21 protein-coding genes are annotated in these 24,420 nt (G+C 60.6%); 14 read left to right on the top strand and 7 right to left on the bottom strand.

Features of this window, described 5'->3' with window-relative positions; genetic code table 11:
- Window positions 1–10: 10 nt before the first annotated feature.
- Entirely contained in the window at window positions 11–1,042 is a 1,032-nt protein-coding gene (locus POI8812_RS01145; RefSeq protein WP_245895180.1) for a LacI family DNA-binding transcriptional regulator, read from the top strand.
- Window positions 1,043–1,117: 75 nt separating this feature from the next.
- Here POI8812_RS01145 and POI8812_RS01140 read toward each other — a convergent pair whose 3' ends face one another.
- The 6 genes from POI8812_RS01140 to POI8812_RS01115 all read right to left on the bottom strand — a co-directional run bounded on the left by POI8812_RS01140 (window position 1,118) and on the right by POI8812_RS01115 (window position 7,108).
- Window positions 1,118–2,146: a type 2 periplasmic-binding domain-containing protein gene (locus tag POI8812_RS01140; RefSeq protein ID WP_108780699.1), complete on the bottom strand. Its 1,029-nt coding sequence runs from the start codon at window positions 2,144–2,146 to the stop codon at window positions 1,118–1,120.
- A 158-nt stretch (window positions 2,147–2,304) separates the two neighbouring features.
- Window positions 2,305–3,783, bottom strand: coding sequence for an aldehyde dehydrogenase (locus POI8812_RS01135; protein WP_108780698.1), 1,479 nt, complete (start codon window positions 3,781–3,783; stop codon window positions 2,305–2,307).
- A gap of 10 nt (window positions 3,784–3,793) precedes the next feature.
- Window positions 3,794–4,828, bottom strand: a complete 1,035-nt coding sequence (locus POI8812_RS01130; RefSeq protein WP_108780697.1) for an LLM class flavin-dependent oxidoreductase — start codon at window positions 4,826–4,828, stop codon at window positions 3,794–3,796.
- Between the two features lie 3 nt (window positions 4,829–4,831).
- A complete protein-coding gene (locus POI8812_RS01125) occupies window positions 4,832–5,749 on the bottom strand; it encodes a flavin reductase family protein (protein WP_108780696.1) in 918 nt (305 codons plus the stop codon).
- Window positions 5,749–6,537, bottom strand: coding sequence for an alpha/beta fold hydrolase (locus POI8812_RS01120; protein ID WP_108780695.1), 789 nt, complete (start codon window positions 6,535–6,537; stop codon window positions 5,749–5,751). The genes POI8812_RS01125 and POI8812_RS01120 overlap by 1 nt, the downstream gene beginning before the upstream one ends.
- Complete coding sequence (locus tag POI8812_RS01115; RefSeq protein ID WP_108780694.1) at window positions 6,509–7,108, bottom strand: amino acid synthesis family protein; 600 nt, start codon at window positions 7,106–7,108, stop codon at window positions 6,509–6,511. Before POI8812_RS01115 ends, POI8812_RS01120 begins: the two co-directional genes overlap by 29 nt.
- A 104-nt stretch (window positions 7,109–7,212) precedes the next feature.
- Here POI8812_RS01115 and POI8812_RS01110 point away from each other — a divergent pair, with 104 nt between their 5' ends.
- Window positions 7,213–8,055, top strand: coding sequence for a LysR family transcriptional regulator (locus POI8812_RS01110; RefSeq protein WP_108781458.1), 843 nt, complete (start codon window positions 7,213–7,215; stop codon window positions 8,053–8,055).
- A gap of 25 nt (window positions 8,056–8,080) precedes the next feature.
- Here POI8812_RS01110 and POI8812_RS01105 read toward each other — a convergent pair whose 3' ends face one another.
- A complete protein-coding gene (locus tag POI8812_RS01105) occupies window positions 8,081–8,425 on the bottom strand; it encodes an Hpt domain-containing protein (RefSeq protein WP_108780693.1) in 345 nt (114 codons plus the stop codon).
- A 150-nt stretch (window positions 8,426–8,575) separates the two neighbouring features.
- Here POI8812_RS01105 and POI8812_RS01100 point away from each other — a divergent pair, with 150 nt between their 5' ends.
- The 12 genes from POI8812_RS01100 to POI8812_RS01045 all read left to right on the top strand — a co-directional run bounded on the left by POI8812_RS01100 (window position 8,576) and on the right by POI8812_RS01045 (window position 24,286).
- Entirely contained in the window at window positions 8,576–9,775 is a 1,200-nt protein-coding gene (locus POI8812_RS01100; RefSeq protein ID WP_108780692.1) for a PP2C family protein-serine/threonine phosphatase, read from the top strand.
- Window positions 9,772–10,119 carry an STAS domain-containing protein gene (locus POI8812_RS01095; protein WP_108780691.1) on the top strand — a complete coding sequence of 116 codons (348 nt, stop codon included), beginning with the start codon at window positions 9,772–9,774 and terminating at the stop codon, window positions 10,117–10,119. The genes POI8812_RS01100 and POI8812_RS01095 overlap by 4 nt, the downstream gene beginning before the upstream one ends.
- Window positions 10,120–10,139: 20 nt before the next feature.
- Window positions 10,140–10,541, top strand: coding sequence for an ATP-binding protein (locus tag POI8812_RS01090; RefSeq protein WP_108780690.1), 402 nt, complete (start codon window positions 10,140–10,142; stop codon window positions 10,539–10,541).
- Window positions 10,538–12,181, top strand: coding sequence for a DUF3131 domain-containing protein (locus POI8812_RS01085; protein WP_108780689.1), 1,644 nt, complete (start codon window positions 10,538–10,540; stop codon window positions 12,179–12,181). The genes POI8812_RS01090 and POI8812_RS01085 overlap by 4 nt, the downstream gene beginning before the upstream one ends.
- Complete coding sequence (locus POI8812_RS01080) at window positions 12,178–13,314, top strand: acyltransferase (protein ID WP_108780688.1); 1,137 nt, start codon at window positions 12,178–12,180, stop codon at window positions 13,312–13,314. Before POI8812_RS01085 ends, POI8812_RS01080 begins: the two co-directional genes overlap by 4 nt.
- Before the next feature lie 4 nt (window positions 13,315–13,318).
- On the top strand, window positions 13,319–15,136 hold the full coding sequence (locus POI8812_RS01075) for a glycosyltransferase family 2 protein (RefSeq protein WP_108780687.1): 1,818 nt from the start codon (window positions 13,319–13,321) through the stop codon (window positions 15,134–15,136).
- 4 nt (window positions 15,137–15,140) lie between these two features.
- Window positions 15,141–16,490, top strand: a complete 1,350-nt coding sequence (locus POI8812_RS01070) for a DUF3131 domain-containing protein (protein ID WP_108780686.1) — start codon at window positions 15,141–15,143, stop codon at window positions 16,488–16,490.
- A complete protein-coding gene (locus tag POI8812_RS01065) occupies window positions 16,487–17,125 on the top strand; it encodes a lysozyme family protein (RefSeq protein WP_108780685.1) in 639 nt (212 codons plus the stop codon). Before POI8812_RS01070 ends, POI8812_RS01065 begins: the two co-directional genes overlap by 4 nt.
- Window positions 17,126–17,324: 199 nt before the next feature.
- Window positions 17,325–19,769 (top strand): calcium-binding protein, encoded by a 2,445-nt coding sequence (locus POI8812_RS01060; RefSeq protein ID WP_108780684.1) that lies wholly within the window; start codon window positions 17,325–17,327, stop codon window positions 19,767–19,769.
- 107 nt (window positions 19,770–19,876) lie between these two features.
- Window positions 19,877–21,781, top strand: coding sequence for a sensor histidine kinase (locus tag POI8812_RS01055; protein ID WP_146186096.1), 1,905 nt, complete (start codon window positions 19,877–19,879; stop codon window positions 21,779–21,781).
- Complete coding sequence (locus POI8812_RS01050) at window positions 21,778–23,106, top strand: sigma-54-dependent transcriptional regulator (RefSeq protein ID WP_108780682.1); 1,329 nt, start codon at window positions 21,778–21,780, stop codon at window positions 23,104–23,106. Before POI8812_RS01055 ends, POI8812_RS01050 begins: the two co-directional genes overlap by 4 nt.
- 199 nt (window positions 23,107–23,305) lie before the next feature.
- On the top strand, window positions 23,306–24,286 hold the full coding sequence (locus POI8812_RS01045) for a TAXI family TRAP transporter solute-binding subunit (protein ID WP_108780681.1): 981 nt from the start codon (window positions 23,306–23,308) through the stop codon (window positions 24,284–24,286).
- The last annotated feature ends 134 nt before the right edge of the window (window positions 24,287–24,420 follow it).

The raw sequence follows: 24,420 nt of genomic DNA, 5'->3' as shown, positions 1-24,420 counted from the left end.
GCGGTTTTTGATGGCAAAGGCACCGACTATGAAAGAGGTGGCGAAGGCCGCCGGTGTATCCGTCATGACGGTCAGCCGCGCGTTTCGGGCCGATGCCTCTATCAGTACGGCGACGCGAGAGAAGATCCAGCGCGCCGCGGATGAGCTGGGCTACGTTTTTGATGCGACGGCATCCGGGTTGCGCGTGAAGAAGTCCGGATTTGTTGCCATGACGATCCCGTCCATCAGCAATTCCAACTTTGCCGACACTGTGGGGGGGCTGTCTGAGCGCCTGGCCGCATCCGGGCGGCAGGTCTTGCTGGGCTACACCAATTACGACATTGACGAGGAAGAGCGTCTGATCCGGCAATTGCTGGGACGGCGCCCCGAGGCCATTGTCGTGACCGGTGGTCAGCATACGGAAGCGGCACGCAAGCTGTTGCAGGGTTCGGGCATACCGGTCGTCGAGACGTGGGATCTGCCGACCGATCCCATCGGGTCGGTGATCGGGTTCTCTAACGCGAAAGCGATGGAAGCCATGGTTCAGCATCTTGTCGATGCTGGGCATCGCCGGATCGCGTATCTGGGCGGGGACGGAAATGCGGATACGCGGGGCGCAGATCGACGCCGTGGTTTTGCAGATGCAATGGCCCATCACGGTCTGGCTGCTGATCTTCTGATCGATGCGGGCTTGCCGCCGATTTCCATGCGGGAGGGCGCGCACGCGATGGGCGCGCTGCTCGACAGTGGGCGGACGGTCGATGCGGTGTGCTGTGTGTCGGATCTTGCGGCATTCGGCGCGCTGACGGAGTGCCAGCGCCGGGGCCTAAAGGTGCCGGACGATATCAGTATTGTCGGGTTCGGAGCGTATGAACTGGGGGATATCTGCGTGCCGACGATCACCACGATTGATCCCGCCGCGCGGGAAATTGGGGCGCGGGCGGCGGACCTGCTGATCAAGTGCCTCGATGAGGGGCAGAGTGAGACCAGCGCAGCCCCGATCACGCCCAAATTGCTGATCCGGCAGTCCAGTGATGCTGCAAAAGGCGGCCAGAAAAAGTAAGGCGCGGCAGGCTCCCACATGCCCGCCACGCCTGATCTCGCAGATACTGGCCCATCTTGCGAGATTGACCTGTGCTCAACTGTCCTGAGCGATTTCCTCGATCTCAATGAAATAGGCATCCAGGGCTGCGAACCCGTTTGCGCCTGCATCGACGGCGCGGGTGATCCAGCTTTCCCAGAAGGCTTGCTTCCAGCGGTCCTGCAGCTCTGCTTCGAGCAGGAGCTGTGCCGTGCGGATATCGACGTCGAGCTCTCGGAGTTTGATCTGTGCGGCATATTCTTCAATGTCCCACGCGGCGGACCGTCTGGCGAGCGCCTCACCGGACAAAGTGCGGATGATGTCCTGATCTTCGGGTGAGATCTGGTTCCACACTCGATCAGATAGCAGGATCGAATAGGTGGGGGTGAAAACGCCGCCGGGCACTTGCGTCATCGACGTGACGGACTCCAACACACGATGGGTCAGCACGTCGGTCGCGCTCATCGAAAGGGCGGCCTCCAAAACACCGTCGCCAAATGCGTCGCGGGTGGAGCGGGTGCCGATGTCAGTCGGCTCTGCGCCAAGCATACGCGCCGCACTCGCGGGTGCGCCTGCGAGCGTATAGACCGGGCGCCCATCGAAATCGGAAATGTCATCCAGCGCGTAGCGGGTCAGGCTCCACATCTGGGTGGGAGGGGCGGCAACGAAGCCCATAAGCTCTGCCCCCTCGAACTCTACCAGATCAGAGAAATAGCGCTCATAAACGCGCCATAGTGCGACTGCCGACGACTCCGCAGAGCCGGACGTCATCGGCGTCATCGACAACTGGATCAGCGGTTGTGTCTCTTCAAGAAAACCGTTGAAGACGTAAGCGCCGTCGGCGCCGCCGCTGGCCATCAGATCGAGTTGATCCGCTGCAGGTGCGAGGCTTTCAACTGGCGTGACGAAAGAGACGCGGCCCTCGGTCTGGTGCTCGATACGGCTTTGCCAGCGATCAATGATTTTCCAATTGATCGGAGAGCCGGGAACCTCGGATCGATTGAACAGGATTTCAACATCGGCGGCAGCAGGCTGGACCCCTAACCCAATCGCTGCCAACAGGCACATACGCGCAACTAACATCATTCGTCACCTTCCCCGTGAGATATATGGTAACGTTAACAAGTTGATGAAAATTGTGTGATTTTTGAGCGTTAGCGCTAACAATTCCTGTTAAATGGTCAGGCTAACCCATTCGGCACGAATGAGGATTTTCTGCTGTAGATGTGGTTAACCGGCGTGGTTCACCTCATCACGAACGGATTCGCCATGGGTTGGTCAGAGGTGTTGATCCACACGGTCTTGCTGCGGGTGTAGTCCTGAATCGCGGTCAAACCGGCCTCGCGTCCGTAACCCGACTGACCATAGCCCCCAAAGGGCGCGATTGGAGAGACGGCGCGGTAGGTGTTGATCCAGCAAATTCCGGCTTTCAGGCGGGATGACACCCGATGAGCACGGGCGAGATTTTGTGTGAAGATGCCAGAACCGAGGCCAAACGGGCTGTCATTGGCCAGGGCAATCGCCTGATCCTCTGTCTCGAAGGGGAGCAGCGACATCACGGGGCCGAACATCTCTATATCGAGGGTTTCTGTATCGCGTGTTGCGCATTCAACGAGTGTCGGTGCGAAGAAGTTGCCGGGTCTGTCGACCCGGTGGCCGCCCATGTGGATCGTCGCGCCCTGCTGTCGCGCCTTTTCCAAGGTGGCTTCGATATTGCGCACTTGTGCATCTGTGCATAGCGGGCCGATATGCGTTTCAGATGACAGCGGATCCCCGATTGCGACATCGGCCATCTTGTCACGGATGCGGTTGATAAGGTCGTTCAGAACAGACCGGTGGACGAGGCCGCGTGATCCAGCAACGCAGCTTTGCCCCGACGCCCCGAAATTTCCTGCAATCAGCCCGTTTGCGGCGCCATCAAGGTCTGCATCGTCGAAGACGAGAATGGGGGATTTGCCACCGAGTTCGAGGGTCGTGACCGCAAAATTCTCTGCCGAGTTCCGCACGACATGCCGCGCGGTTTCCGGTCCACCGGTGAATGCGATGCGGTCTACATCCGGGTGGCGTGTCAGCGGTATTGCGCAATTTTCAGCGTCGCCCGTGATGACTGAAACGACGCCGCGCGGGAAACCGGCCTTCTCGATCAGGCGTGCGAATTCCAGCATGGGTGCAGGGGCAATCTCTGACGCTTTCAGGACGACTGTGCACCCAGCGGCGAGGGCCGGGCCGAGTTTGGTGGCTGTCAGGAACATCTGGGCGTTCCACGGTACGATTGCGACGACGACGCCAATCGGTTCGGCGCGGGTGAAGACATGAAGGTCCGGCTTGTCGATGGGCAGGACGGCCCCCTCAATCTTGTCGGCCAGCCCGGCGTAGTAGCGATAGTAGTCGCCCACATAAGCTGTTTGCGACGCCGTCTCGGCAAGCAATTTGCCGCTGTCGGTGGTTTCGACCTCCCCAATATGAGTCGCATTTTGTTCGATCAGTTCGGCCAGACGGTACAGAAGCTTGCCACGTGCGGTTTGCGTCATGTCCCGCCACTTCGGGTCTGAAAGGGCGCGCCGGGCGGCAGAGACCGCAGTGTCGACATCCGTGGCGGACGCGCAGGCGAATGTCGCCCAATCCTGACCGGTTGCAGGGTTTTGAGAGGTCATGACCTGCGCGTCCGAACCGTCGCACCAGGTTCCATCAATGAACAGTTGATAATGAGGCGTTTGGGCCATCGCTAAATCCTCACTGAAACTGTGGCATGACATCGTCGATGAACCGGGCGAGCGACGCCTTCTTTCGCTCGAAGCTCATCCCGCTATCGATCCAGAATGAGTATTCATCGTATCCCAGATCCTCATAGCGGCGAAGACGGTCCGTAACGCTTGCTGCCGTGCCAATCGTCAGATCAAGGGCGAGGTTCTCTTTCGACATCATCTGGTTTGCAGCGATCTCGTCATCCGAGATTTCGGCAATCTGCCCCTGCTGGACGGGCCGCTTGTTCTGAAACCATGCACCGAAATAGTTGTAGAACCGCGAAAGCTGCTGCGCGCCAAGCTCTGCATCCTCCGCGTCTGCGGCGACATAGGTGTGATGCAACAGCATGATTTTCGGGCGTGGCCCGTCATAGGTCGCGCATGCGTCGTTGAACCGGCCCATGAGCGTCTCAATCTCCGCCATCCCTTGCCAGAGCGGTGTGACCTGAATGTTGAAGCCGTTGTGAACCCCGAATTCATGGCTGTTCGGGTCGCGGGCCGCGATCCAGATCGGCGGACCGTCGGATTGAGCGGGTTTCGGCGCGGAGGTGGTGGGCGGGAAACTGAAGAACTCCCCTTCATGGGCACAATCACCTTGCCAGAGTTTGGGGAGAAGCGGGGCAATTTCGCGCATCCGCTGACCGGCTTCCCAAGCGTCCAGGCCCGGCATGAGGCGTTCATATTCATAGGAATACGCCCCTCGGGCCACACCCAATTCGATCCGGCCCCCGGTCATGAGATCGGCGGAAGCTGCTTCACCAGCCAATTTGATCGGATGCCAGAAAGGCGCGACAATGGTGCCGGTTCCCAGACGCACATTCTTGGTGTGGTGGGCCAGATTGACGAGTGTCATCAGCGGGTTCGGAGCGATCGTGAAATCCATGCCATGATGCTCACCCGTCCAGATGGCGCGCATACCAGCGTCATCCGCCATTTTGCACAGGGCAATGAACTCTTCCTGGAGCTTTTCCTGAGGCTCGTCGCTTCCCAGGCGTTCCATATGGACAAAGAGGGAGAATTCCATGTCTCAGGTCCTTTCCATCAAGTTGTGCTGATCCCCGGACACCGCATCCCCGAGGTAGAAGGTGAAGTCCCGTGTCTGGGCCTCGCGCGCATACCGCGTCATCATGTCGGCAATCGGCTGGGTCGAGTATTTGAGCGTCGGGAGCGCATCGGGCGCGAAGCATGAAAACCGATCCGTGGGCGGGGCCGCATCGGCAGAGCCCAGAATGTATGCGGAGTGCCGGTCACGCTCGTCGAACGCGGAATAGACTGGGCCGAGCTGGACGGACATCCCCAGCGTTTCCAGATGAGTGGTCAGGACCGTGCGCGATTGTCCGCGCCCGGAACATGTGATCTGCGGGGGGCGCCAACCGGTTGGGGTGCTCTCCAAGAGCACTTGCCCGGCGATCTCGATCACCGCGCCGCAGATGAGGCGGGTGTGTGTGGTCTGGAGGGCCTCACGCTCCAGCCCGAGGCTGAAATACCGGCCGCCGACATAGCCGAGGCCGTTTCCGGCGCGCAGCGCGTAATCCTCCACTTCGCCGATAAGTATGCTGTGATCACCTGCTTCGTGGACAGAGGAGGTCTTGCACGAAAAGTGACACAGGGCGTCCTCAATGAGCGGAACACCCCAGGGGTCGTGCCGATGGGCGACTTGAGCGAAGCGATCACCCCTGCTGCTCGCAAACACGGTCGAAATGTCGTCCTGCCCTTCGGCAAGGATGCTGATGGCAAAGCGGCGCGCAGCAATAAAGGCCGGATAGGAGGACAGGAATTTGCCGGGGCATACCAGCAAGAGTGGGGGATCGAGCGAGACGGACGTGAAGGAATTCGCGGTGAACCCGACAGGCTCACCCTGGCCGCTCAGTGCGGTCACAACCGTCACGCCCGTCATATAGCTGCCAAACGCTTGCCTAAGGGATGTGGGGTCAATCCGGCTCATCACACCACCTTCGACATGAAGTTGGAGATGATCCGGTTCACTTCCGCCGCATGGGTCATTGGCATCATGTGCGCGGCACCCTCAACGATGGCGACTTCGCCACGAGGCGTCAGGTCCGCCATGCGGGTCGACATGTCGGGGGTGGAGTTCGGCTCTGCCGAGCCGGTGATGAAGCAGGCCGGGCACGGCAGCGCCGCCAGTGCCTCGGGTGTGGGCGACGTGCTGTTGGCAAATGCGGTGTAGGCCATCTTGTAGGCTGATGGATCAACCTCGCGAAGCCACGTTGCGCAGGCGTTGCGCTCGGCCGAAGGCGCGTCACCAAACCACCGTGTCAGCGTGGCTGTCGGGTCGGGCGTGCTTTCGCCGTCAAGCGCATCGGCCCGCTTGATGACGGCGTCCCGTGCTGCAGCGCTCCGCTGGAACACGGCGTTCAAGGCAACGACACCGCACACCGCGTCGGCGTGGTGGCCTGCGAGGTCGAGCGCGAGCATTGATCCCATTGAGTGCCCGACGACGATTGTGGGGCCTTGCAGTGATGCGAGCACATCTGCTGCGCACTGGACGTAATCGGTCAGCGTCAAACGGCTGGCGGGCAATCCGCTCTGCCCATGGCCGGGCATGTCAGGGGCGATGACGCGCGCCGTCGCGGCGAAGGCATCGATTTGCGCGGACCAAGCCTCTGCCCGTAAGCCGACACCGTGAAGCATCAGGATGTGGTATGGTCCGTCGCCCAGATCAATCGCGGCCTGTCCCGCGATCTTAGACCGCGGCCGGGTTGTCCAGGTCATGGCCGAGATCCTTCAGGTCCTGATAGCGGTCACCAATGCGATGGTGAGGACGCCCCGACATTGCGGCACCCAGCACGACGACAATCTCATCATCGCACGGCGCATCGGGTATCGCGAACTGGATGGTGAGGTAGTGAGACCTGCGCCCGGCATCGTTCTTATCCATCAGAGGCACCATGATGGGTGCGTTCGCACCGCCACGGGTGTTCGTGAAGGCGAGATAGGATTTCGCATCGACGGCCGCGCGATAGAAATTACCGAAGCGCAATGTATGGATCAGGCCGGAGGCGTGCTCGATCTCTCCATTCAGGCCGACAACGGCAGCTTTGCCGTAGGCCTCGATTGCGGCACCAGATCCAGCGAGCGCGATCATGCGGTCTGTCATCATCTCGCCCAGAACCGGCCCGAACGCGCGAATTTCCGGCTGAAGATCTTCGACATAGCGCCCGGCCCAGGGGTTTTCGAGAACGGCCGCGACCGCGAACATGCGCCATGGCTTGGCCGCTTCGCGAAACCCTTCGATCAGGATCTCTTCATCATAGGTCACGATTTTGCGGATACGCGGTTCCATCGGCTCTCCCCTTGCTTGTGCAGAGGCTAAGTCAGGGTCGGGAATTTTGACAAACGACGGTTCTATGCCCTTAGGTATTAAAAAAGCTAATGGGTGTTTTGATCATGGGGAAGTCATTGCCGCCGCTGACGTGGTTTCGCTCGTTCGAGGCTGCGGCGCGGACGCTCAGCTTTACCGCGGCGGCAGATGAGATCGGTCTGACCCAATCGGCGGTCAGTCAGCAGGTGCGTGCGCTAGAAAGCCGCCTTGGGGTGGCGCTGTTCATGCGGCGGGCGCGGGGTATTTCCCTGACCGACCATGGGCGCAGATTGCAGCCGCAGGTGGAGCAAGCGCTCGAAACGCTGGCATCCGCGGCGGGGGCTTTTGGACCTGACCAAACATCCGGGGTGCTGAACGTCGCGACATCGGTAAGTGTGGCCCAATGGGTCATTGCGCCGAACCTGCCAGAATTCACCGCGATGTTTCCCGACCTTCGCATACGCCTGTTGAGCACGGTTTGGCCCGACGATTTCCACGCCTCTACCGCCGATGTGCAGATTCGGTTCGGTTCCCGCGCGCAAGTTGGGCTGAATGCAGAAGCTTTGGAGCCATCGCGACTGGTCGCGCTGCGCTCACCCATGCTTCAAGGCGATCTGGCAGAGGTTCCGCTGATTGAAACGGTCGGAACGTCGGTTGGTTGGCGAGACTGGCCGATATTAGATGGCGGGCCTTTGGTGCCGTCGCTCTATACCGATACTTATGGAATGGCGCTGCAACTGGCCGCACAGGGAAATGGTGTGGCCCTGGTCAGCGAATTGCTGGCCAGTCACGCGATCGCCACCGAGCAGGTCGTGCGGGTTACGGAACAGACGCTCGCCGGGCGCGAGGGTTATTATCTATCCATTGCAGAGGGCAACCCTGCGGCAGCGGACTTTCGGACCTGGCTGATGGATGTTTTGAACCGATAGCGGCAGGCGTTTGAGCCGCCGCACATCATTCGGCTTCCGAGAGGGCGGCCTCCAGCTCCGCCACAGCTTCTGACAGGGTGTCGTCTAGATCTGCCTGAACAATCGTTTCGGCCTCTATTTCCAGCGTCCGCGCGAGAGAGGCGATTTCTGTCAGGCCCAGCATTGCCGCAGAGCCGATGAGGCCGTGGGCGTGGCGCGCCATCGTCCTTGCATCGCGATCCTCATGGGCCGCGGTGATCTTTGTCGTCGTAACCCGTGCATGGGCCACAAAGCGTTCAAAGAAGGTCGCGATCTCATCATCACTCATCGAAGAGCGCAGCGTATCCACGACATGCTCAGGCATGATTTCCAGCGCAATCGGACGCGACATGTTTAGCTACTTTCCAAAGTAACATTTTTATCTATCCCAAAGAATAGGACTACGACCAGATAAGCGTAAAGGTATAGGGACCTTTTCCGCGCCGCCAATTCGGGGCTATGTCGTTGAGACATGATAATTGATGCCCAGAGGATCTGAACTTTGCTTGATGCAGCCGAAGCGTTGAAGATTGTCGTTGTCGAAGACGACTACTTCCAGCGGACCTACGCTGTCAGCTTGCTGCGCAAGCTCGGGCATATCGCGTTGGAAGCTGAAGACGGGGCAACGGCGCTGGAGGTGCTGCGCGAGAGCGGGGCCAAGATCGTTATCTGCGACCTCGACATGCCCGGTATGGACGGTCACACGCTGGTGCGCCATGTCCGTGACGAGTGGCGGGGAGAGGATGAAAGCTATGTGCACATCCTGATGGTCACGGCATCGTCGCAGACGGCGGACCGCGAGATCGCGCTTGAGGCTGGTGTTGATGATTTCATGCTGAAGCCGCTGGAATTGCCGATCCTCTCAGCGCGGATCGCCTCCGTGGCACGCATGATCCGGCACGAGCGGTTGCTCGAACAGCGCAAGCGCGGTCTTGAGGAGGCCAACACGCGGATTTTGCGTGACCTTGAGGCGGCCTCACGCGCGCAGCGTCGCCTGCTTCCTGATGTCGGGCGCGATATTGGCGGACTGCGGTTCCATTCAGAATTCGTACCTTCGCAAATCCTGTCCGGGGATATGTTCGGCTTTTTTGAGCTGCCAAACGGGATGGTGGCCTTCTACGCGATTGATGTTGCCGGGCACGGGGTGCGCGCGTCGCTGAAATCCGTCGCGCTCGGCCATTTGCTGACGGCGGCCTATTTCAACAGCTACGCCTTTGCCGAGGATGGCTCCCCCGATCCGGCGCGACTGGTTGAGCGTTTGAATGAACGTTTCTTTGAAGATGGGCACGAAGAATATTTCACAATGTTCTGTGGGATCTTCGACGGCGCGACAGGTCGGGTCAGTGTGTGCAATGCGGGCTATCAGCCCCCGTGGATCGCGCGTGTACGAGACGGTGTGTCCCTGCTCGATTTGGGTGGGTTTCCCGTGGCCTTGCTTGGAAGCGCAACGTTCGAGACAGAGCATCTGACGCTGGATCCCGGCGATCTGCTGGTGCTCTGCTCTGATGGCGCGACGGAGGCTGACGACCTTGCCGGTCAGGCTTTCGGTGAACCAAGGGTTCAGCAGGTTGTCGAGACCTGTAAAGATCGACCCAAAATGATCCCTGCGCATCTTCTGGATGTACTAGACCGGTGGCGCGACGGTCGTGCACTGGATGATGACCTGACCATCCTGATCTGTGAGAGGACCCAACCAACATGATACGCACAACCAAAGATGACAGCACCGGTGTGTTGATTGTGGAGCCGGGCACCGAACGCCTGACCGCTGCGAACGCGACCCAGTTCAAGGAAGAGGTCGTCGCCTGTATCGATGCGGGCGAGAACATGCTCGTCATTGATCTTTCGCAAACTGGCTTCGTCGACAGTTCCGGCATCGGCGCTTTGGTCGGTGTTCTCAAGCGTTTGGGGAGCCGTGGGGAGGTCGTGGTCTGCGGACTAGGATCTGATGTGCGGCGGATGTTCGAAATCACACGTATGAACCGGGTGTTTACCGCACACACCGATCGGGCCGCAGCCGTCTCTGCATTGGCTGCGACGCTCTGAACGTGCGGGAGGTGATCGACATGGCCCCCGAATTGGGTGCGATTGATGCGGTTCTGGCGCGCGTTCGGCAGGTGGCCGCGCATGCCTTGCCGCCGTCACGCGCGGGGGATGTGGAGATCGCGCTGGCAGAGCTGCTGGCAAATACGGTTCGCTATGCCGTGCACGAGGGTGTTCTGGCGCCTTCGATACAAATCGAGATTGCGCAAGGTGAGGACGCATTGCGCATTGCCGTCACTGATCGGGGCGAGGCGCAGCCCAGCGATCTTTACGACGATGTCCCTGATTTGCAGGATATCGATCCGCTTGCCGAATCCGGTCGCGGGGTGCCCTTAATCCTTGCCATGGCCGACAGGGTGCGCGTGACGCCTCGGCCCGGTGCCAACCGAACTGAACTGAGCTTTTTGCGAAAGGTGACGAGATGACCCCCCGATCCCGCTCCAACTACACTGCTCCGATCTGGAACAAACCCGCGCAACTGCTTTGTGCCGCCTTGGTTGGAACGAGTCTGGTATCCGCCGCCTCTGCGCAGCAGATATCGACCCCTGTTGATGAAACAGAGGTGACTGAAACCATCGAGATCAGCAGTCATTTTGGCCGCAATGGCGCGTTGACCGAGCGTGAGCTTGAGATGGCGCGCACGGCCTGGTCCTATTTTGTCGACGCCTATCAGGAAGAGACCGGCCTGGTGAATTCCGTTGCGCGTTTCCCGTCCACGACGATGTGGGACACGGCAAGCTATATCAGCGGTCTCGTCGCCGCTTATGAGTTGGGGATCATCGACAAGCGAACCTTTGACGACCGCGCGATGCGCCTGTTGGCAACCCTGCGCAATCTTCCGCTGTTCCGGGGTGAGGCACCCAACAAGGTCTATAACACCCAGACCGGAGAGCGTGTCGACTACACCAATGAACCGGGTGAGATCGGGTATTCTGCGAATGATATCGGTCGCCTGCTCGTCTGGTTGCGGGTTCTTGCAGAACGCTACCCCTACCTCGCGAATGCGGCGGACAACGTGCCGCTGCGTTGGAATTTCTGCAACATGATCGATGAGCGGGGACGCATTCAGGGCACATTTGTCGGGGGCGACGGTGCGACGCGCTACGTGCAAGAGGGTCGTCTTGGCTACGAGGAATATGCGGCCAAGGGCTTCGCACTCTGGGGCTTTGACGTGCGCGGAGCACTGGAGGCTGAGCCGCTGGCCTATTCGCGCATCTATGACATCGACGTGCCCCATGACGGACGCGATCCCCGCGTCTATCGCAGCCAGAACTACGTGCTGACGGAAAGTTACCTTCTGGACGGGCTGGAGCTGGGTTGGGATTTGCCCACGGCCGATCCCGACGGGCCCGGCTTCGCTTCGCAGGGTTGGCGGGCGGAGTTTGCTTACCGTGTCTTTGCCGCTCAAGAGCGTCGGTTTGAAGCGACAGGTGTTGTTACCGCCCGCTCTGAACATCAGGTCGAGGGTAGCCCGTTCTTTGTCTACGACACGATTTTTGCGGACGGCTACGCATGGAACACACTCGACCCTTCGGGTGAGTATCAGCCGGATCGGGCGGCGGTGTCTGCCAAGGCCGCGCTGGGCATGTGGGCGCTTTGGGACGATCCCTATACCGATCTGCTGTTTGAGACGGTCGCGGACATCTCCATCGCAGATCGAGGCTTCTATGAAGGGGTCTATGAAAACGGAAATGGCGTTATTCCCCTGCGAACGGCCAACAATAACGGCATCATTCTCGCCTCGCTTCTTTACAAGGCGCAGGGGCCAATCCTGCAATATGTCAATGACAATACCCGCTACTGGCACACAGCCTTTGGTGAGGAAATCCGCGAGACGCGCTGCCTGCCGCAGCCGCAAGTGATCGAACGGACATGCTGCGCGTGCAACGGCGTTGAGGATCTGACACCCGCGCTGGCGTGGGATGAGTTCCGCTTTTGCCAGCCGGTGATGCGTGAACACGGCATTGGTGCCACGAATTGCAGTCCTGAAGAGCAGCTCTTTGAGGCACCGGCGCCGCGGGTCGTCGCGCCGCTCAGCTGCCCGGCGCCCTGGGCAAACCAATGAGCGGAAACCGCCTCGTCTGGTTTGACGCCAACCGTGTCTGGGCGGCGGTCGGCGTGGTGATGATCCACGCCACGACCGACTTTGCCGGTCGGCCGTTCCCGGCCGCGGAGACAGAGGAGCGGGCGATCCCGGTCTTCCTGCGCTCGCTGGGCGAGTTCTCCGGCTCGGAGATGTTCTTTCTGTTCTCGCTGTTCCTGATGGCGATGCGGATCGACCGGCACCGGCCCGGCTATCGCGAGGCGATCACGACGCAGGCTGAGCGGCTGCTGGTGCCCTTCGTCGCGTGGACGCTGTTTTATGCGTTCTTCCGACTGGTGAAGGCGGAGGCCTTTGGCTACGCGCCGCAATACTGGGCGACGCTGGGCGAGGCGGAGACGTGGGTGGCGTTCTTCCTGCTGGGCAAGTCGCAGTACCACATGCACTTTTTGCCGACTCTTTTTGCGATCCTGCTGTTCTTCCCGGTGATGCGGCTGGCCGTGCGCTATCCGATCCTCGGCGTCGCCCTGTTCGCCACGCTGGGCGCCATGGACCATGCGCAGCGCTTTTTCTGGGGCCTCGATATCGATCCGCTGCTGCGCGACTACCTCGTGCGGATAACCAAGGTGCTGGGCTATGTCGGCTATGGGCTGGCGGCGCATGCGCTCTATTCGCTGTGGAAGGACGGCATCCCGCGCGGGGAGGCGAAGCTGCTCAGGCGGGGGGCCTATTACTTCGCCGCGATGGCCTATGTCGCGACGCTGCCCTTCTTTGGCCACGCGCTGTTCACCGGAGAGTGGGGCATTCGGGGCGGCTGGGACTATTACGGTCACTTCCTGATGCCGCTCTTCGTGTTCTGCATCTTCATGGGCGGGCAGTATCGTGACTGGTCGCCGCGCTATTCGGAGTTGTCGAAATACACGTTCGGGGTCTATCTGGTGCATCCCTTCGTGATCGACCTGTTCGACATTGCGGTGTTCACCACGGGGCTGGCGGAGCTGATGTCGCCAGCGGTGCTGGTGATCGCGCGGTTCATCGTTGTGCTGCCGCTGGCCTTTGCCGTGACGATCGGGCTGTCGAAGCTTAAGCCGTTTGCCTGGACCATCGGTCTGGGCCCTAACCCCGCGCGGATGATCGCGGCGCGCAAGGGGGCCTGAGCGGATGGATCGTTATTTCGAGGCCTTCGAGGACCGCACCCCGCCCGAACCGCTGCCCTACAACCCTTGGCGCGAGGCGCTGTGGCAGTTCCTCGCCACGATCACACTGGTCATCGGCGCGTGGTATCTGTGGTGGCGATGGACGGCCTCGCTCAACCCCGACGCGATGGTGTTTTCGGTCGTGCTCGTGACGGCGGAGACGATGGCCTATATCGGCCTGATCTTCTTCGTCTACAACTTGTGGGCCGATCAGCCGGTAAAGGTGCCCGACGCGCCCGCCACATTGGGTGAGATTGACCCCGACGCGCCGGAGCCGGACCGGCCGATCGTCGTGGACGTGATGTTCACGACCTATGACGAGGATCCCGAGCTTGTCCGGCTCGGCCTGCTGGATGCCAAGAAGATCGAGTACCCTCATCCGATCGAGGTGCGGCTTCAGGTGCTCGATGATGGCAAGCGGCCCGAGATGCGCGCGGTCGCGGAGGAAGAGGGTGCGGGCTACATCACCCGTGTCGGCAACGAGGGGTTCAAGGCGGGCAATCTGCGCAATGCGATGGAGCAGACCTCCGGCGATCTGCTGGTGATCTGCGACGCGGATACGCGGCCGTTGCCCACGATGCTCAAGCGCACGTTGGGCTATTTCCGTGATCCGAAGATGGCCTGGGTCCAGACGCCGCAATGGTTCTATGACTTGCCCGAGGGCGAGCGGCTGACCGACCGGCTGGAGCGCGGACTGGGTGCGCCCGGCCGGCTGCTTGGCCGCGCGGTGGAGGGGATCGTGGGCGAATGGCGCGTCGGGGCCGATCCCTTCGTCAACGATCCGCAGATGTTCTATGACGTGATCCTGCGACGGCGGAACCGTGTGAATGCGGCCTTCTGCTGTGGAGCGGGCTCTATCCACCGGCGCGAGGCGGTGATGGAGGCGGCGCTGCGCAGCTTTGGCGATGCGGTAGAGCGCGAGGTGATCGCGGCGGAAGAGGAAGTGACCCTCGAAAGCCGGGAGCGGCGCGTCGATCCTGCCTTGATGGAGGCGATCCGGTCCGAGGCGGTAAGCACCGTCGCGCTTACGCCTTACAAGTTCCACGTCTCCGAGGACATTTTCACCTCGATCATGCTGCATTCCGACCGGGAGCGCGGCTGGAAGAGCTGGCAACATCCTTACGTGGAATCGAAGATGCTCTCGCCACAGGATCTGCTGACCTGGACGATCCAGCGGTTCAAATATGCAGGTGGCAGTCTCGACATTCTGGTCAACGAGAACGGGGCTTTCCGCAAGGGTCTGACCTTCGGTCAGCGGATGATGTATGGCTCCACCTTCTGGTCCTATCTGGGGCCGCTGTGGAATGTCATCTTCCTGTTTGCGCCAGCCTTCTACCTGTTCACTGCGATTGCACCGGTCAGTGCGTTCTCCGACGATTTTTTCCTGCATATCGTGCCGTTCCTCATCTCGCTGGAACTGGCGATGCTGGTGGGAACCTGGGGGATCGCGGGTTATGCGGCCAAGGCCAGTTACCTCAGTTTCTTCCCGCTGGGCCTCAGCGCCATATGGACCGTGCTGCGGGGGCAGAAGATCAGTTTCAAGGTCACGCCGAAGGACAGGCAGTCGGGCAATTTCCTGCGCCTCGTGCGCCCCCAGCTTGCCGTGCTGGTGCTGACGGGGTTGGGCGTGGTCTGGGGCTTTGCCGCCCTTGCTATCGGCGGGACGGCGCATACCCCCACGGGGGTCATTACCAATGCCCTGTGGGGCCTCAACAACTGTATCGCGATGGCGGGCATGATCGGTGCCGCGCTGTGGCAACCGCCTGAGACGGCGAAGGAGTGATCGAATGGCGTTCAAGGACAATCTTATCAGGGCGCGGGGGCATCTGGTGTTCCTCACCGGGCTTGCCGCGGGTCTTGCGCTGGTGCTGTGGCTGGAGGATCTGGGCGAAGGCAGTCCGGTGCAGGCCGCGGGCATGGATACAGCGATGAACGCGCTGGCGGACGATCCGCTTGCCGTACTCGACACCATCGAGCCGCTGCCGCTGGCCATTCGGGGTGAGAGCAGTGCCGAGGATCTGGCCCACGCCGCGGTCGCCTGGCGCTATTTCGAGAACAACACCAATCCTGAGACGGGACTGGCCAACTCGGTCAACAACTACCCCTCCACCACGATGTGGGAGACGGGAAGCTACCTCGTCGCCGTCCTGTCGGCGGAGCGGTTGGGGCTGATCGACCGAAACGAGGCGGAGGGGCGGCTTTCGGCGGTGCTCACCTCGCTACAATCCCTGCGTCTGTTCGATGGCATGTTGCCCAACAAGGCCTATCACGCGCGCACGCTGGAATTGGTGAACTACCAGAACCAACCGGTTGATCTGGGGCTGGGTTGGTCCGCGCTCGATATTGCGCGGATGGTTGGTGCGCTCGGTCTGGTTTCACGCAATCATCCTGCCCTGGCGGCCGAGGTGGAGACATTGGTCGCGGCATGGTCGCTCGACGAGATGGTTGAGGACGGAGAGCTGATCGGCATGAACATCGCGGGCGACACGCTGCGCCGCGATCAGGAGGGTCGTGTGGGCTACGAGCAATATGCGGCCAAGGCGATGATGCTCTTCGGCTTCGACACCTGGCGCGCCTATGAGGTGGCGGACAACCTGATGATCCAGGAGGTGGAAGGCCAGCCGATCCCGGTTGATACGCGCCTGCACCGGAACGTCACGCCCGCCTTTGTTGTCAGTGAACCCTATCTCTTCGACGGGCTGGAATTCGGCTTCGACGCCCGCTCGCTTCGGTTCGCCAGTGCGATTTACCGCGCACAAGAGGCGCGTTGGGCGCGTACCGGTATCCTGACCGCAGTGAGCGAGAGCCATATCGATGAACCGCCCTATTTCACCTATTCGAGCGTTTGGGGTGGCGGGGCACCGTGGGCGGTGATGACCTTCAGCGGAGATCGGCTCGACAGCCGCCGGACCGTTGCCACGAAGGCCGCCTTTGCTTGGGATGCGCTGTTCGGCACCGACTACACCGCGACGCTGGTCGCTGAGATTGCGGAGCTTGCCGATCCAGAGCGAGGCTGGCCTGAGGGCTTTTACGAGGGCGGTGAGGTGAACGGTTCTGTCACGGCCAACACCAATGCCCTTGTCCTCGCCGCGTTGTCCTTCAAGGCGACGGGTCCCCTGATGCGAAGCGCCGAATGACGGCAGCCGTTCGCATCTGCCTGTTCGTGGGGGCTTTGGCTGGTATTGCCACCACTGCCCACGCGGAACCCTGTACCGGGGTGTTCATGGAACGGCCGCTGCCGGATGCTGAAGCTGTGGAGACCCGTTTTGCAGACGTTCCGTCCGTGCGAGGGCTATATCTGTGGCAAGAGGGAATGCGCGATGGGTTGCGCTATGTGCTCTCAGCCGATCTGACCGCGCGGATTACACCCGGTCCGGGGGATCGGGATTGGGCGCTCGTCATCGATTGTTCGGCGGGGTCTGAGTGTTCCCGCGACCGTGTTGGTGTGCCGCCAGCCTCTGCCCGTACATTCGCCACTGCATTGGAACAGTGCCTTCTGGGCGAACCGATTTCGGCACCCGTGGCGGTGGCCCCGGTTCAGGAGCCGCCCGAACCCTGCGGGATCGAGACGATAGAGGCGGGTCCGACACCGGCCCATACGCTTCAACGTTTGCTTGCCACACAGGATGCGACGGTCGGTCGAATTGATGGAATAGTTGGACCACGCACCCTTGCTGCATTGGAGCGTGCTTTGCCGGAGGGGCCATCGTCGCCACTCGACATCGAGTCGGCGCTCGCGCAATTGAACACCCTGTTGTGTGCGGTTCAGTGATGGTGAGCCTTAACCCGGACACATCGGGTTAGGAAAGTGGCTGCGGGATAGTCGAAACTATCCTTTTGAGAATCACGCTATTCCCCCTGACCTTCGAACTATCCGTGCTGGATAATGCGGCACATCCCCCATTGAGCGAGAAAGGGTCATCAACGCGGTCACGTCCGCGGCCTCCTAAATCATCCGAAAGGACGAGACGATGACCATGATCACCGAAAACCGCCCGACCTTCCTTGGCACCAATGAAAACGATGGAATCGGCCACGGTTATAGCAACGGTATCGACGCCATGCTGGACCTGCTTGCCGACGTCGCAGACGCCGTGAATGGCCGCAAAGGCGACGATCTTATCGAAACGGGCGCCGGAAACGATCTTGCCGCGGGCGACATGCTCGGCGAAGAGTGGTCCCTCGTCGATGGGGTCTGGGTCTACGATGCCGGTCGCCAAGAGGTATCCGACATGTACCTGACGCGCTCCTACGATGATGTCATCGTGACGGGCGCGGGCAATGACGTTCTCTTGGGTAATGGTGGGAACGACATGCTCCACGCCGGGGCTGGCGATGACATCGTGAATGCTGGCCGGGACAACGATATGGCTTGGGGTGGTCTGGGCAATGACCTGCTGAACCTCGAGCATGGAAACGACTATGCCGAAGGCGGACAGGGCGACGATATCGTCAATGGCGGCGCAGGTGACGACGAGATCTATGGCGACGATCGTGACGACAACCTGCTGGCGCAGGCTGACGAGACCGTAGCCGGTTTCGGTGCACATGCCTCCGAAGGTGGATGGACCTTCTCTGACAGCTACGGTGTTCAAACCATCGCGCAGTCCGCTTCGACTGTTGCAGGTGAGAGCTATACGGTTGCTTTCGAGTTGGCGGCCAACCTCTCTGCCGGGCTGTCTTCGGCCAAGGTCGAAGTGCTGTGGAACGGGGAAGTCGTCGACACTGTCCAGGCTGACTCCGGGGTCTTTTCTAACTTCGAAGTCGAGGTGATCTCCAACGGCAGCGAAGGTGAGCTTGCCTTCCGTACCGTCGATACATCCGCTGATGCGGGCTATGATTTCAGCGGTCCGATCGCGTCTTATGCACGTGAAGTTGAACTCGGCGGTGAGACTGTGTCGGTCGCGGCTTTCGCACCCGGTCAAAGCGGCCTCTATCAGGTGATCTCTGGTCACCTGCACCTCTTCGACACGGAAACGAATACCTACACGCAGATCGGCGATGCGCCCGGCTTCAAGATCAATGCAATCGGCTTCAACGTTGAGGATGACCTGATCTACGGTGTGGCAAAGTCCAATGGCGTTGACAGCCTCGGCAATGCTGTTTCGAGCACTGACATCGTGATGCTCGACGCAAATGGCGCGTCCTATCGCGTCGGCGAAGGTCACTACGGCGATTATGTCGGCGACTTTGACGATGCGGGCAACCTGTGGACCTTCCACACCGCGCTGAACCGCCTTAGCGTCGTGGACGTCGACAACCGTGATGCGGATGGCAATCCGGCGGTAAGCCACTTCCACTTCCCGTCCGATCTGTTCACGGATCGCACATATGACCTGGCCTATAACGCCGCAGAACAGATGTTCCAGGCGGTCATCGCGCCCCGCGTTCACGGCGGTGACGGCAAGCTTGTGTCCATTGATGTCAGCGCAGTTGCTGAGGGTGGCCTGCCGACATTCACCGAAATGCCAATCACCGGCACACTCTACGGGGATGAGATGCAGGCCACGATGGCGAAGGGTGCCTACGGTGCCGTGTTCTTTGACGGTGACGGCAACCTGTTCTACGGCTTGAACCGCGGTGACCATGATCTGGACGCGTCCACTGAAAACACAGGCGGCATCTATCGGATCAATGTGGATTGGCAGTCTGGTGAGGCACATGCGGAGTTCATGGCCGAAGCACCGGCGACTGGCTCTAACGACGGCACAGTCGATCCACGCTCGGCTGATGCGTTTGTGGAAGTTGACGCTGAAGCGGCCGTGCTGTTGCGGGCACCGACGTTGACCCCGGTTGCTGGCGGCAATGACCAGCTGCGCGGTGGCACAGGCGAAGATGTTATCCACGGCAACGGTGGCGATGACACCCTGTCTGGCGGTGCTGACGACGATGCACTGTATGGTGATGAGGGCAATGACGTGATCGATGCGGGCACGGGCGACGACTTTGTCTGGGGCGGCACCGGCAACGACAAGATGCGTGGCGAAGCTGGAAACGACGCACTCGCGGGTGGAGCGGGCGATGACTATGCCCACGGCGGCAGCGGGGACGATGCTGTGTCTGGTGATGCAGGGGCCGATAAGCTGGTTGGCGGCACTGGCGCAGACGTCATCAACGGCGGCGCGGGCAATGATAAGCTCTGGGGTGGCAATTGGTCTGGGGACGGCGAAGCGGACACGTTCGTGTTCGAAGCCGGCACAGGCAAAGACTTCGTCTTCGATTTCGAGGCCGGCGTCGATCGCATCGACCTCACCGCTTGGAACACCGATATGGCAGCCCTTGGAAATGTTGCAGATGATCAGGGTTGGGCAACGATCCTCGACCTTGCCTCCCTTGACGGAGGTCAGGCTGGCGACCGTGTCATCCTGATGAACGTCGACTTCGACGCACTGGACAGCGACAGCTTCATGCTGTGATCGGCCGCTGCTCAGACGGACACCGGCAGGCCATGCTCCACGGAGTGTGGCCTGCTCCTGTTTGAAGCGTCCGTTCCAAAACTCTGTCCGCATGGACCTGTGCGGTCGTGCCAGCCTATAGTCATGCGGGGCATCGCATCGGGGAAGCTGTTAAGTTAATGGTGAAGGCCGTTCAGAAGCGCAGGCGATATCGCAGTATTGCAGCCGCGCTTTGGCCTTTCGTACTGCTTGCGCTGTTGGCCGTTGCCTTTTTTCCGCGGGTCGAAACAGGCAATATTGCGCGGGCAAAGGCTGAGGCGGAAACGGTTCTGGCGCTGGTTGGCGACGCCGTGGACCAAGCCATTCAACGATTTGAGCCACTGCCCGGTATTATCGCAGGGGATCCGATCCTGCTGAATTTGCTGCGGCAGACGGACAATCAGGGCGTGGTGCCCTTCGTGAACGAGAAGCTGCGGCTCCTCTCTCTCACAATCGGGGCATCGGATATCTTCGTTATGGACCGATCTGGTCTGACCGTGGCCAGCAGCAACTATCGCGAGCCTGACACGTTTCTGGGCCGCAATTTTGCGTTCCGTCCCTATTTTGGGCGGGCTTTGGCGGGCGAACCCTCTCAATTCCACGGGCTGGGCACGACATCTGATGAGCGGGGCTTCTTCTTTTCCGCACCGATCACGAACGGGATCGAGATCGTGGGGGTCATCGTCATAAAGATGACCGTTGAAGAGATCGAACAAAGCTGGGAGAGGTCCGACCGGGTCATCATGGTGGCCGATGCAGATGGCATCACCTTTCTGGCCAGTGATCCGCTTTATCGGCTGAGAGCGCTCGCCCCCCTTGCCGTGGACACCCTGACGCGGATTGAGCGCACGCGGCAATTCCCAGTGGATACGATTTCACCGATCCCATTCTCGGCCAGTGTGATCCGGGAAGCCGGAGTAGAGGTGGTTCTGGGATCCGAGCCGGACGAAACACGGTTCCTGTCGGTCAGCCTGCCGCTGACCCTTCCCGGCTGGCATGCCATCGTGCTGACCCCGATGGAGGCGGTACGCACCCAATCAATCCGTGCGATGACGATCCCGTTGCTGGTCGCAGCTATTGGCCTGTTGATCGTGTACGTTCTGCGCCAGCGCTGGATGGGATTGATGGAACGTGCGCAGCTTGAGCGGCGTCAGCGCACAGAGTTGGAGCGACAGGTTCGTGAACGCACGACCGATTTGCTGAAAGCGAACCGGAATCTGCGCAATGAGGTGGCGGAACGGCAAGCTGCGGAAGACAAGCTTCTCACGACCCAGAAGTCACTTTTGCAAGCCAGCAAGCTGGCCGCACTTGGCCAGATGTCGGCCGCCTTGTCTCATGAAATCAATCAGCCACTCGCCGCAATTATCTCTTATGCCGACAATGCCGAGACTTATTTGGAGCGTAACCGCATTGGCGAGGTGCGCAGCAATATCAGCAGCATCTCCCAAATGGCCAACCGCATGGCCAATATCACGCGAACACTGCGGTCGTTTGCCCGGCGACCGGGCGAAGCCCTTGGCCCGGTGCCGATCAACGAGACCATAGACGAGACCATTGTGATCGTCGCGCCGCAGCTGCGGGAGCGTGAGGCGGTTCTCGAATTTGATCCCGCAATGCCTGAGGTTTGGGTCTGGGCCGGGCGGCTGAGACTGCAACAGGTATTGGTGAATCTGGTCACCAACGCACTTGATGCGATGGGCGAGGCCCCCGATGCTCGGATCGAGCTGCGGGTGGAAGCGGCTGACGAAACCGTCACACTGGTGGTGCGGGACCATGGGCCGGGCTTGTCGGATGACGTTCTCAACCAGCTCTTCGAGGCGTTCTACACAACCAAGGATGTCGGGCATGGCATGGGGCTGGGCCTGTCGATCTCCTATAATATCATCGAGGATTTCGGCGGACGCCTTCTGGCGGAAAATCACCCGGAAGGCGGAGCGGTCTTCCGCGTCGAGCTGAAACGTCATTGGCCCGATGGGCAGGGGAGGCAGACATGAGCGCATCGGTCCTGTTTGTGGACGACGAAGAGCATCTGCGCATCGCCGGGCGGCAGTCATTGGATCTTGCGGGGATCGAGGCGGAGTGTTTCCCGAGTGCGACGGCGGCGCTGGAGCGTCTTGAGCGGGGCTTCGATGGAATTCTTGTGACCGATATTCGGATGCAGGGCATGGATGGCATTGAACTGATGCGCGAGGCCCGCACGCTCGATCCCGATTTGCCGGTCATTCTGGTGACGGGTCACGGCGACGTGGATCTTGCGGTCGCCTGCATCAAAGAAGGGGCATACGACTTTCTGGAAAAGCCATGTGCACCGGCGCGCCTGGTCGCGTGCGTCGAGCGGGCGCTTGAAGTGCGCCGCCTGACCGAAGAGAACCGCACGCTGAGGGAGCTTGTGGCCTCTCCCGATGTCATTGATGCGCGGCTGATTGGACGAAGTGATGTAATGCGACGCCTGCGCGAACGGGTTGCTGCGATTGCCGCGACAGATGCAGATGTCTTGGTGACGGGTGATACGGGCACCGGCAAGGAAGTCGTGGCACGCGCCATACATGCTGCAAGCGGGCGGGCAGAGCGCCCCTTCGTCCACATCAATTGCGCGGCATTGCCCGAAGCATTGATCGAGAGTGAGCTTTTTGGACATGAGGCCGGGGCCTTCCCCGGTGCAGTACGAGCCCGATTTGGCAAGCTGGAGCATGGGAATCGCGGCACGATTTGCCTTGATGAAATCGACTCTCTGCCATTGGCATTACAGGCCAAGTTGCTGGACGTGCTTCACAACCGCACGGTCATGAGGCTCGGGTCAAACGAGGCGATTGCCCTCGATATCCGTGTCGTGGCGCTTTCCAAAACGGATCTGAATGCTGCCGTGGCAGACGGCACGTTCCGGGCGGACCTGCTGTATCGCTTGAATGTGCTTGGCTTGGCGTTGCCGTCTTTGGAAGCACGGCGCGAGGATATTCCAGATCTGTTTCGTGTGCTGGTGGCGCGCGCCGCAGAACGCTACGGCACGGCCCCACCTGTGATCGAACCCGCCCTGGTGGGAGAGCTTGCCGCGGCACCCTGGCCCGGAAATGTGCGAGAATTGCGAAATGCAGCAGAACGGCTGGTCCTCGGCTTGAACGTCACGGAACACGGGCCGGAAGGGGAAGAGCGGCGTCTTGCGGATCATGTCGCGTCCTACGAAAAAGCGCTGATCTCGGCAGCGATTCATGCACATGGTGGACGGTTGAAAGAGGTTTACGAGGCGCTCGGCCTGTCGCGCAAAGGGCTCTATGACAAGATGCAGCGCCACGGTCTGAACCGCTCTGACTTCGTGGAATAGGGGCATGAGTAGCATTGCACCCGCGCCCGCCGCACAGAGTCACCCATTCTACCCCGACGGTGCAGGGTGCCGCTCACTTTCCACAAAATCAGTGGATTTTTCATAGCCGCGCGGCATGTCCCGCAGGCTAATTCCCCCAGCGCCCGGCAACGGGTGACACTGAGTGGCTCCGATCGAGGGCCCAATCCGGGAGGAAAACATGAAAAAGATTTCAACGGCACTTCTGCTGTCCACCGCTTGTGCATTCCCTGCATTTGCCGATGGTCACACCGCTGACTGGCCTGAGAGCTTCACCGTCGGCACAGCATCCCAGGGCGGCACCTACTTCGCCTATGGTTCTGGCTGGGCGAACCTTGTCGCGACTGAGCTGGGCCTGACCGGCGGCGGTGAGGTAACGGGCGGCCCGATGCAGAACATGGCGCTGGTCCACACGGGCGAGGCACAGTTCGGCATGACCACGATGGGTCCGGCAGCTGAGTCCCTGAACGGCACAAATCCGATCGCACCGGGTCTGGCCATGGACAACGCTTGCGCGATGTTCCCGATGTATCAGACCCCATTCTCGGTGACGGCGCTCTCCTCTTCGGGTATCGCGTCCATCTCGGACATCCCGGCCGGCGCACGCATCGGCTTTGGTCCTGCAGGTTCGACGTCTGATACTTACTTCCCGCGCATGATGGAAGAGCTCGGTGTTGAATTTGAGCGTCGCAACGGTGGCTGGACCGATCTTGGCGGTCAGCTTCAGGATGGCCTGCTGGACGTCATCGCCTTTGCAGCTGGTGTTCCGGTTCCTGCGGTCAGCCAGCTCGAGGTGCAGACCGATGTGAATATCATCGAATTCACCGCAGAAGAGCAGGCGCAGATCCTCGAAGCGTTCCCGGTCTCGCCGTTCGAAATCGGTGCAGACACCTACACTACGCTGGAAGAGGACGCGACCTCGGTTTCCATGTGGAACTTCGCGATTGCGAACTGCGATCTGCCCGCATCCTTCGTGAACGCAGTTGTCGAAGTGGTGATGAGCGACAATGAGCGCATGGTGAACATTCACCGCGCAGCACGCTCAACAACGCCTGACAATTGGGACAAGAACGGTGTTCTGATGTGGCACCCGGGTGCCGCCCAGTGGTTCATCGACAATGCCGGTGCGGATATTCCTGCCGACATGATCCACGGCGAATAAGCCCGATTTACGGCTTCAACCCATTTGGCGCGGCGCCCATCGGGCGGCGCGCCATCACCACAGTAAAGACGGTCGAACCCGAATCGAAACGGGAAGACACGACCGCACCCCGCACCTATGACGGATGCGGGCGC

This window comes from Pontivivens insulae (genome assembly GCF_900302495.1).
GTDB lineage: Bacteria > Pseudomonadota > Alphaproteobacteria > Rhodobacterales > Rhodobacteraceae > Pontivivens > Pontivivens insulae.
This window is presented reverse-complemented; position numbering and strand designations above follow the sequence as displayed.

Coding starts and splice junctions, on each gene's coding strand:
- POI8812_RS01145 (WP_245895180.1), top strand. CDS start 11: ATGGCAAAGGCACCGACTATGAAAGAGGTGGCGAAGGCCGCCGGTGTA.
- POI8812_RS01140 (WP_108780699.1), bottom strand. CDS start 2,146: ATGATGTTAGTTGCGCGTATGTGCCTGTTGGCAGCGATTGGGTTAGGG.
- POI8812_RS01135 (WP_108780698.1), bottom strand. CDS start 3,783: ATGGCCCAAACGCCTCATTATCAACTGTTCATTGATGGAACCTGGTGC.
- POI8812_RS01130 (WP_108780697.1), bottom strand. CDS start 4,828: ATGGAATTCTCCCTCTTTGTCCATATGGAACGCCTGGGAAGCGACGAG.
- POI8812_RS01125 (WP_108780696.1), bottom strand. CDS start 5,749: ATGAGCCGGATTGACCCCACATCCCTTAGGCAAGCGTTTGGCAGCTAT.
- POI8812_RS01120 (WP_108780695.1), bottom strand. CDS start 6,537: ATGACCTGGACAACCCGGCCGCGGTCTAAGATCGCGGGACAGGCCGCG.
- POI8812_RS01115 (WP_108780694.1), bottom strand. CDS start 7,108: ATGGAACCGCGTATCCGCAAAATCGTGACCTATGATGAAGAGATCCTG.
- POI8812_RS01110 (WP_108781458.1), top strand. CDS start 7,213: ATGGGGAAGTCATTGCCGCCGCTGACGTGGTTTCGCTCGTTCGAGGCT.
- POI8812_RS01105 (WP_108780693.1), bottom strand. CDS start 8,425: ATGTCGCGTCCGATTGCGCTGGAAATCATGCCTGAGCATGTCGTGGAT.
- POI8812_RS01095 (WP_108780691.1), top strand. CDS start 9,772: ATGATACGCACAACCAAAGATGACAGCACCGGTGTGTTGATTGTGGAG.
- POI8812_RS01090 (WP_108780690.1), top strand. CDS start 10,140: ATGGCCCCCGAATTGGGTGCGATTGATGCGGTTCTGGCGCGCGTTCGG.
- POI8812_RS01085 (WP_108780689.1), top strand. CDS start 10,538: ATGACCCCCCGATCCCGCTCCAACTACACTGCTCCGATCTGGAACAAA.
- POI8812_RS01080 (WP_108780688.1), top strand. CDS start 12,178: ATGAGCGGAAACCGCCTCGTCTGGTTTGACGCCAACCGTGTCTGGGCG.
- POI8812_RS01075 (WP_108780687.1), top strand. CDS start 13,319: ATGGATCGTTATTTCGAGGCCTTCGAGGACCGCACCCCGCCCGAACCG.
- POI8812_RS01070 (WP_108780686.1), top strand. CDS start 15,141: ATGGCGTTCAAGGACAATCTTATCAGGGCGCGGGGGCATCTGGTGTTC.
- POI8812_RS01065 (WP_108780685.1), top strand. CDS start 16,487: ATGACGGCAGCCGTTCGCATCTGCCTGTTCGTGGGGGCTTTGGCTGGT.
- POI8812_RS01060 (WP_108780684.1), top strand. CDS start 17,325: ATGACCATGATCACCGAAAACCGCCCGACCTTCCTTGGCACCAATGAA.
- POI8812_RS01050 (WP_108780682.1), top strand. CDS start 21,778: ATGAGCGCATCGGTCCTGTTTGTGGACGACGAAGAGCATCTGCGCATC.
- POI8812_RS01045 (WP_108780681.1), top strand. CDS start 23,306: ATGAAAAAGATTTCAACGGCACTTCTGCTGTCCACCGCTTGTGCATTC.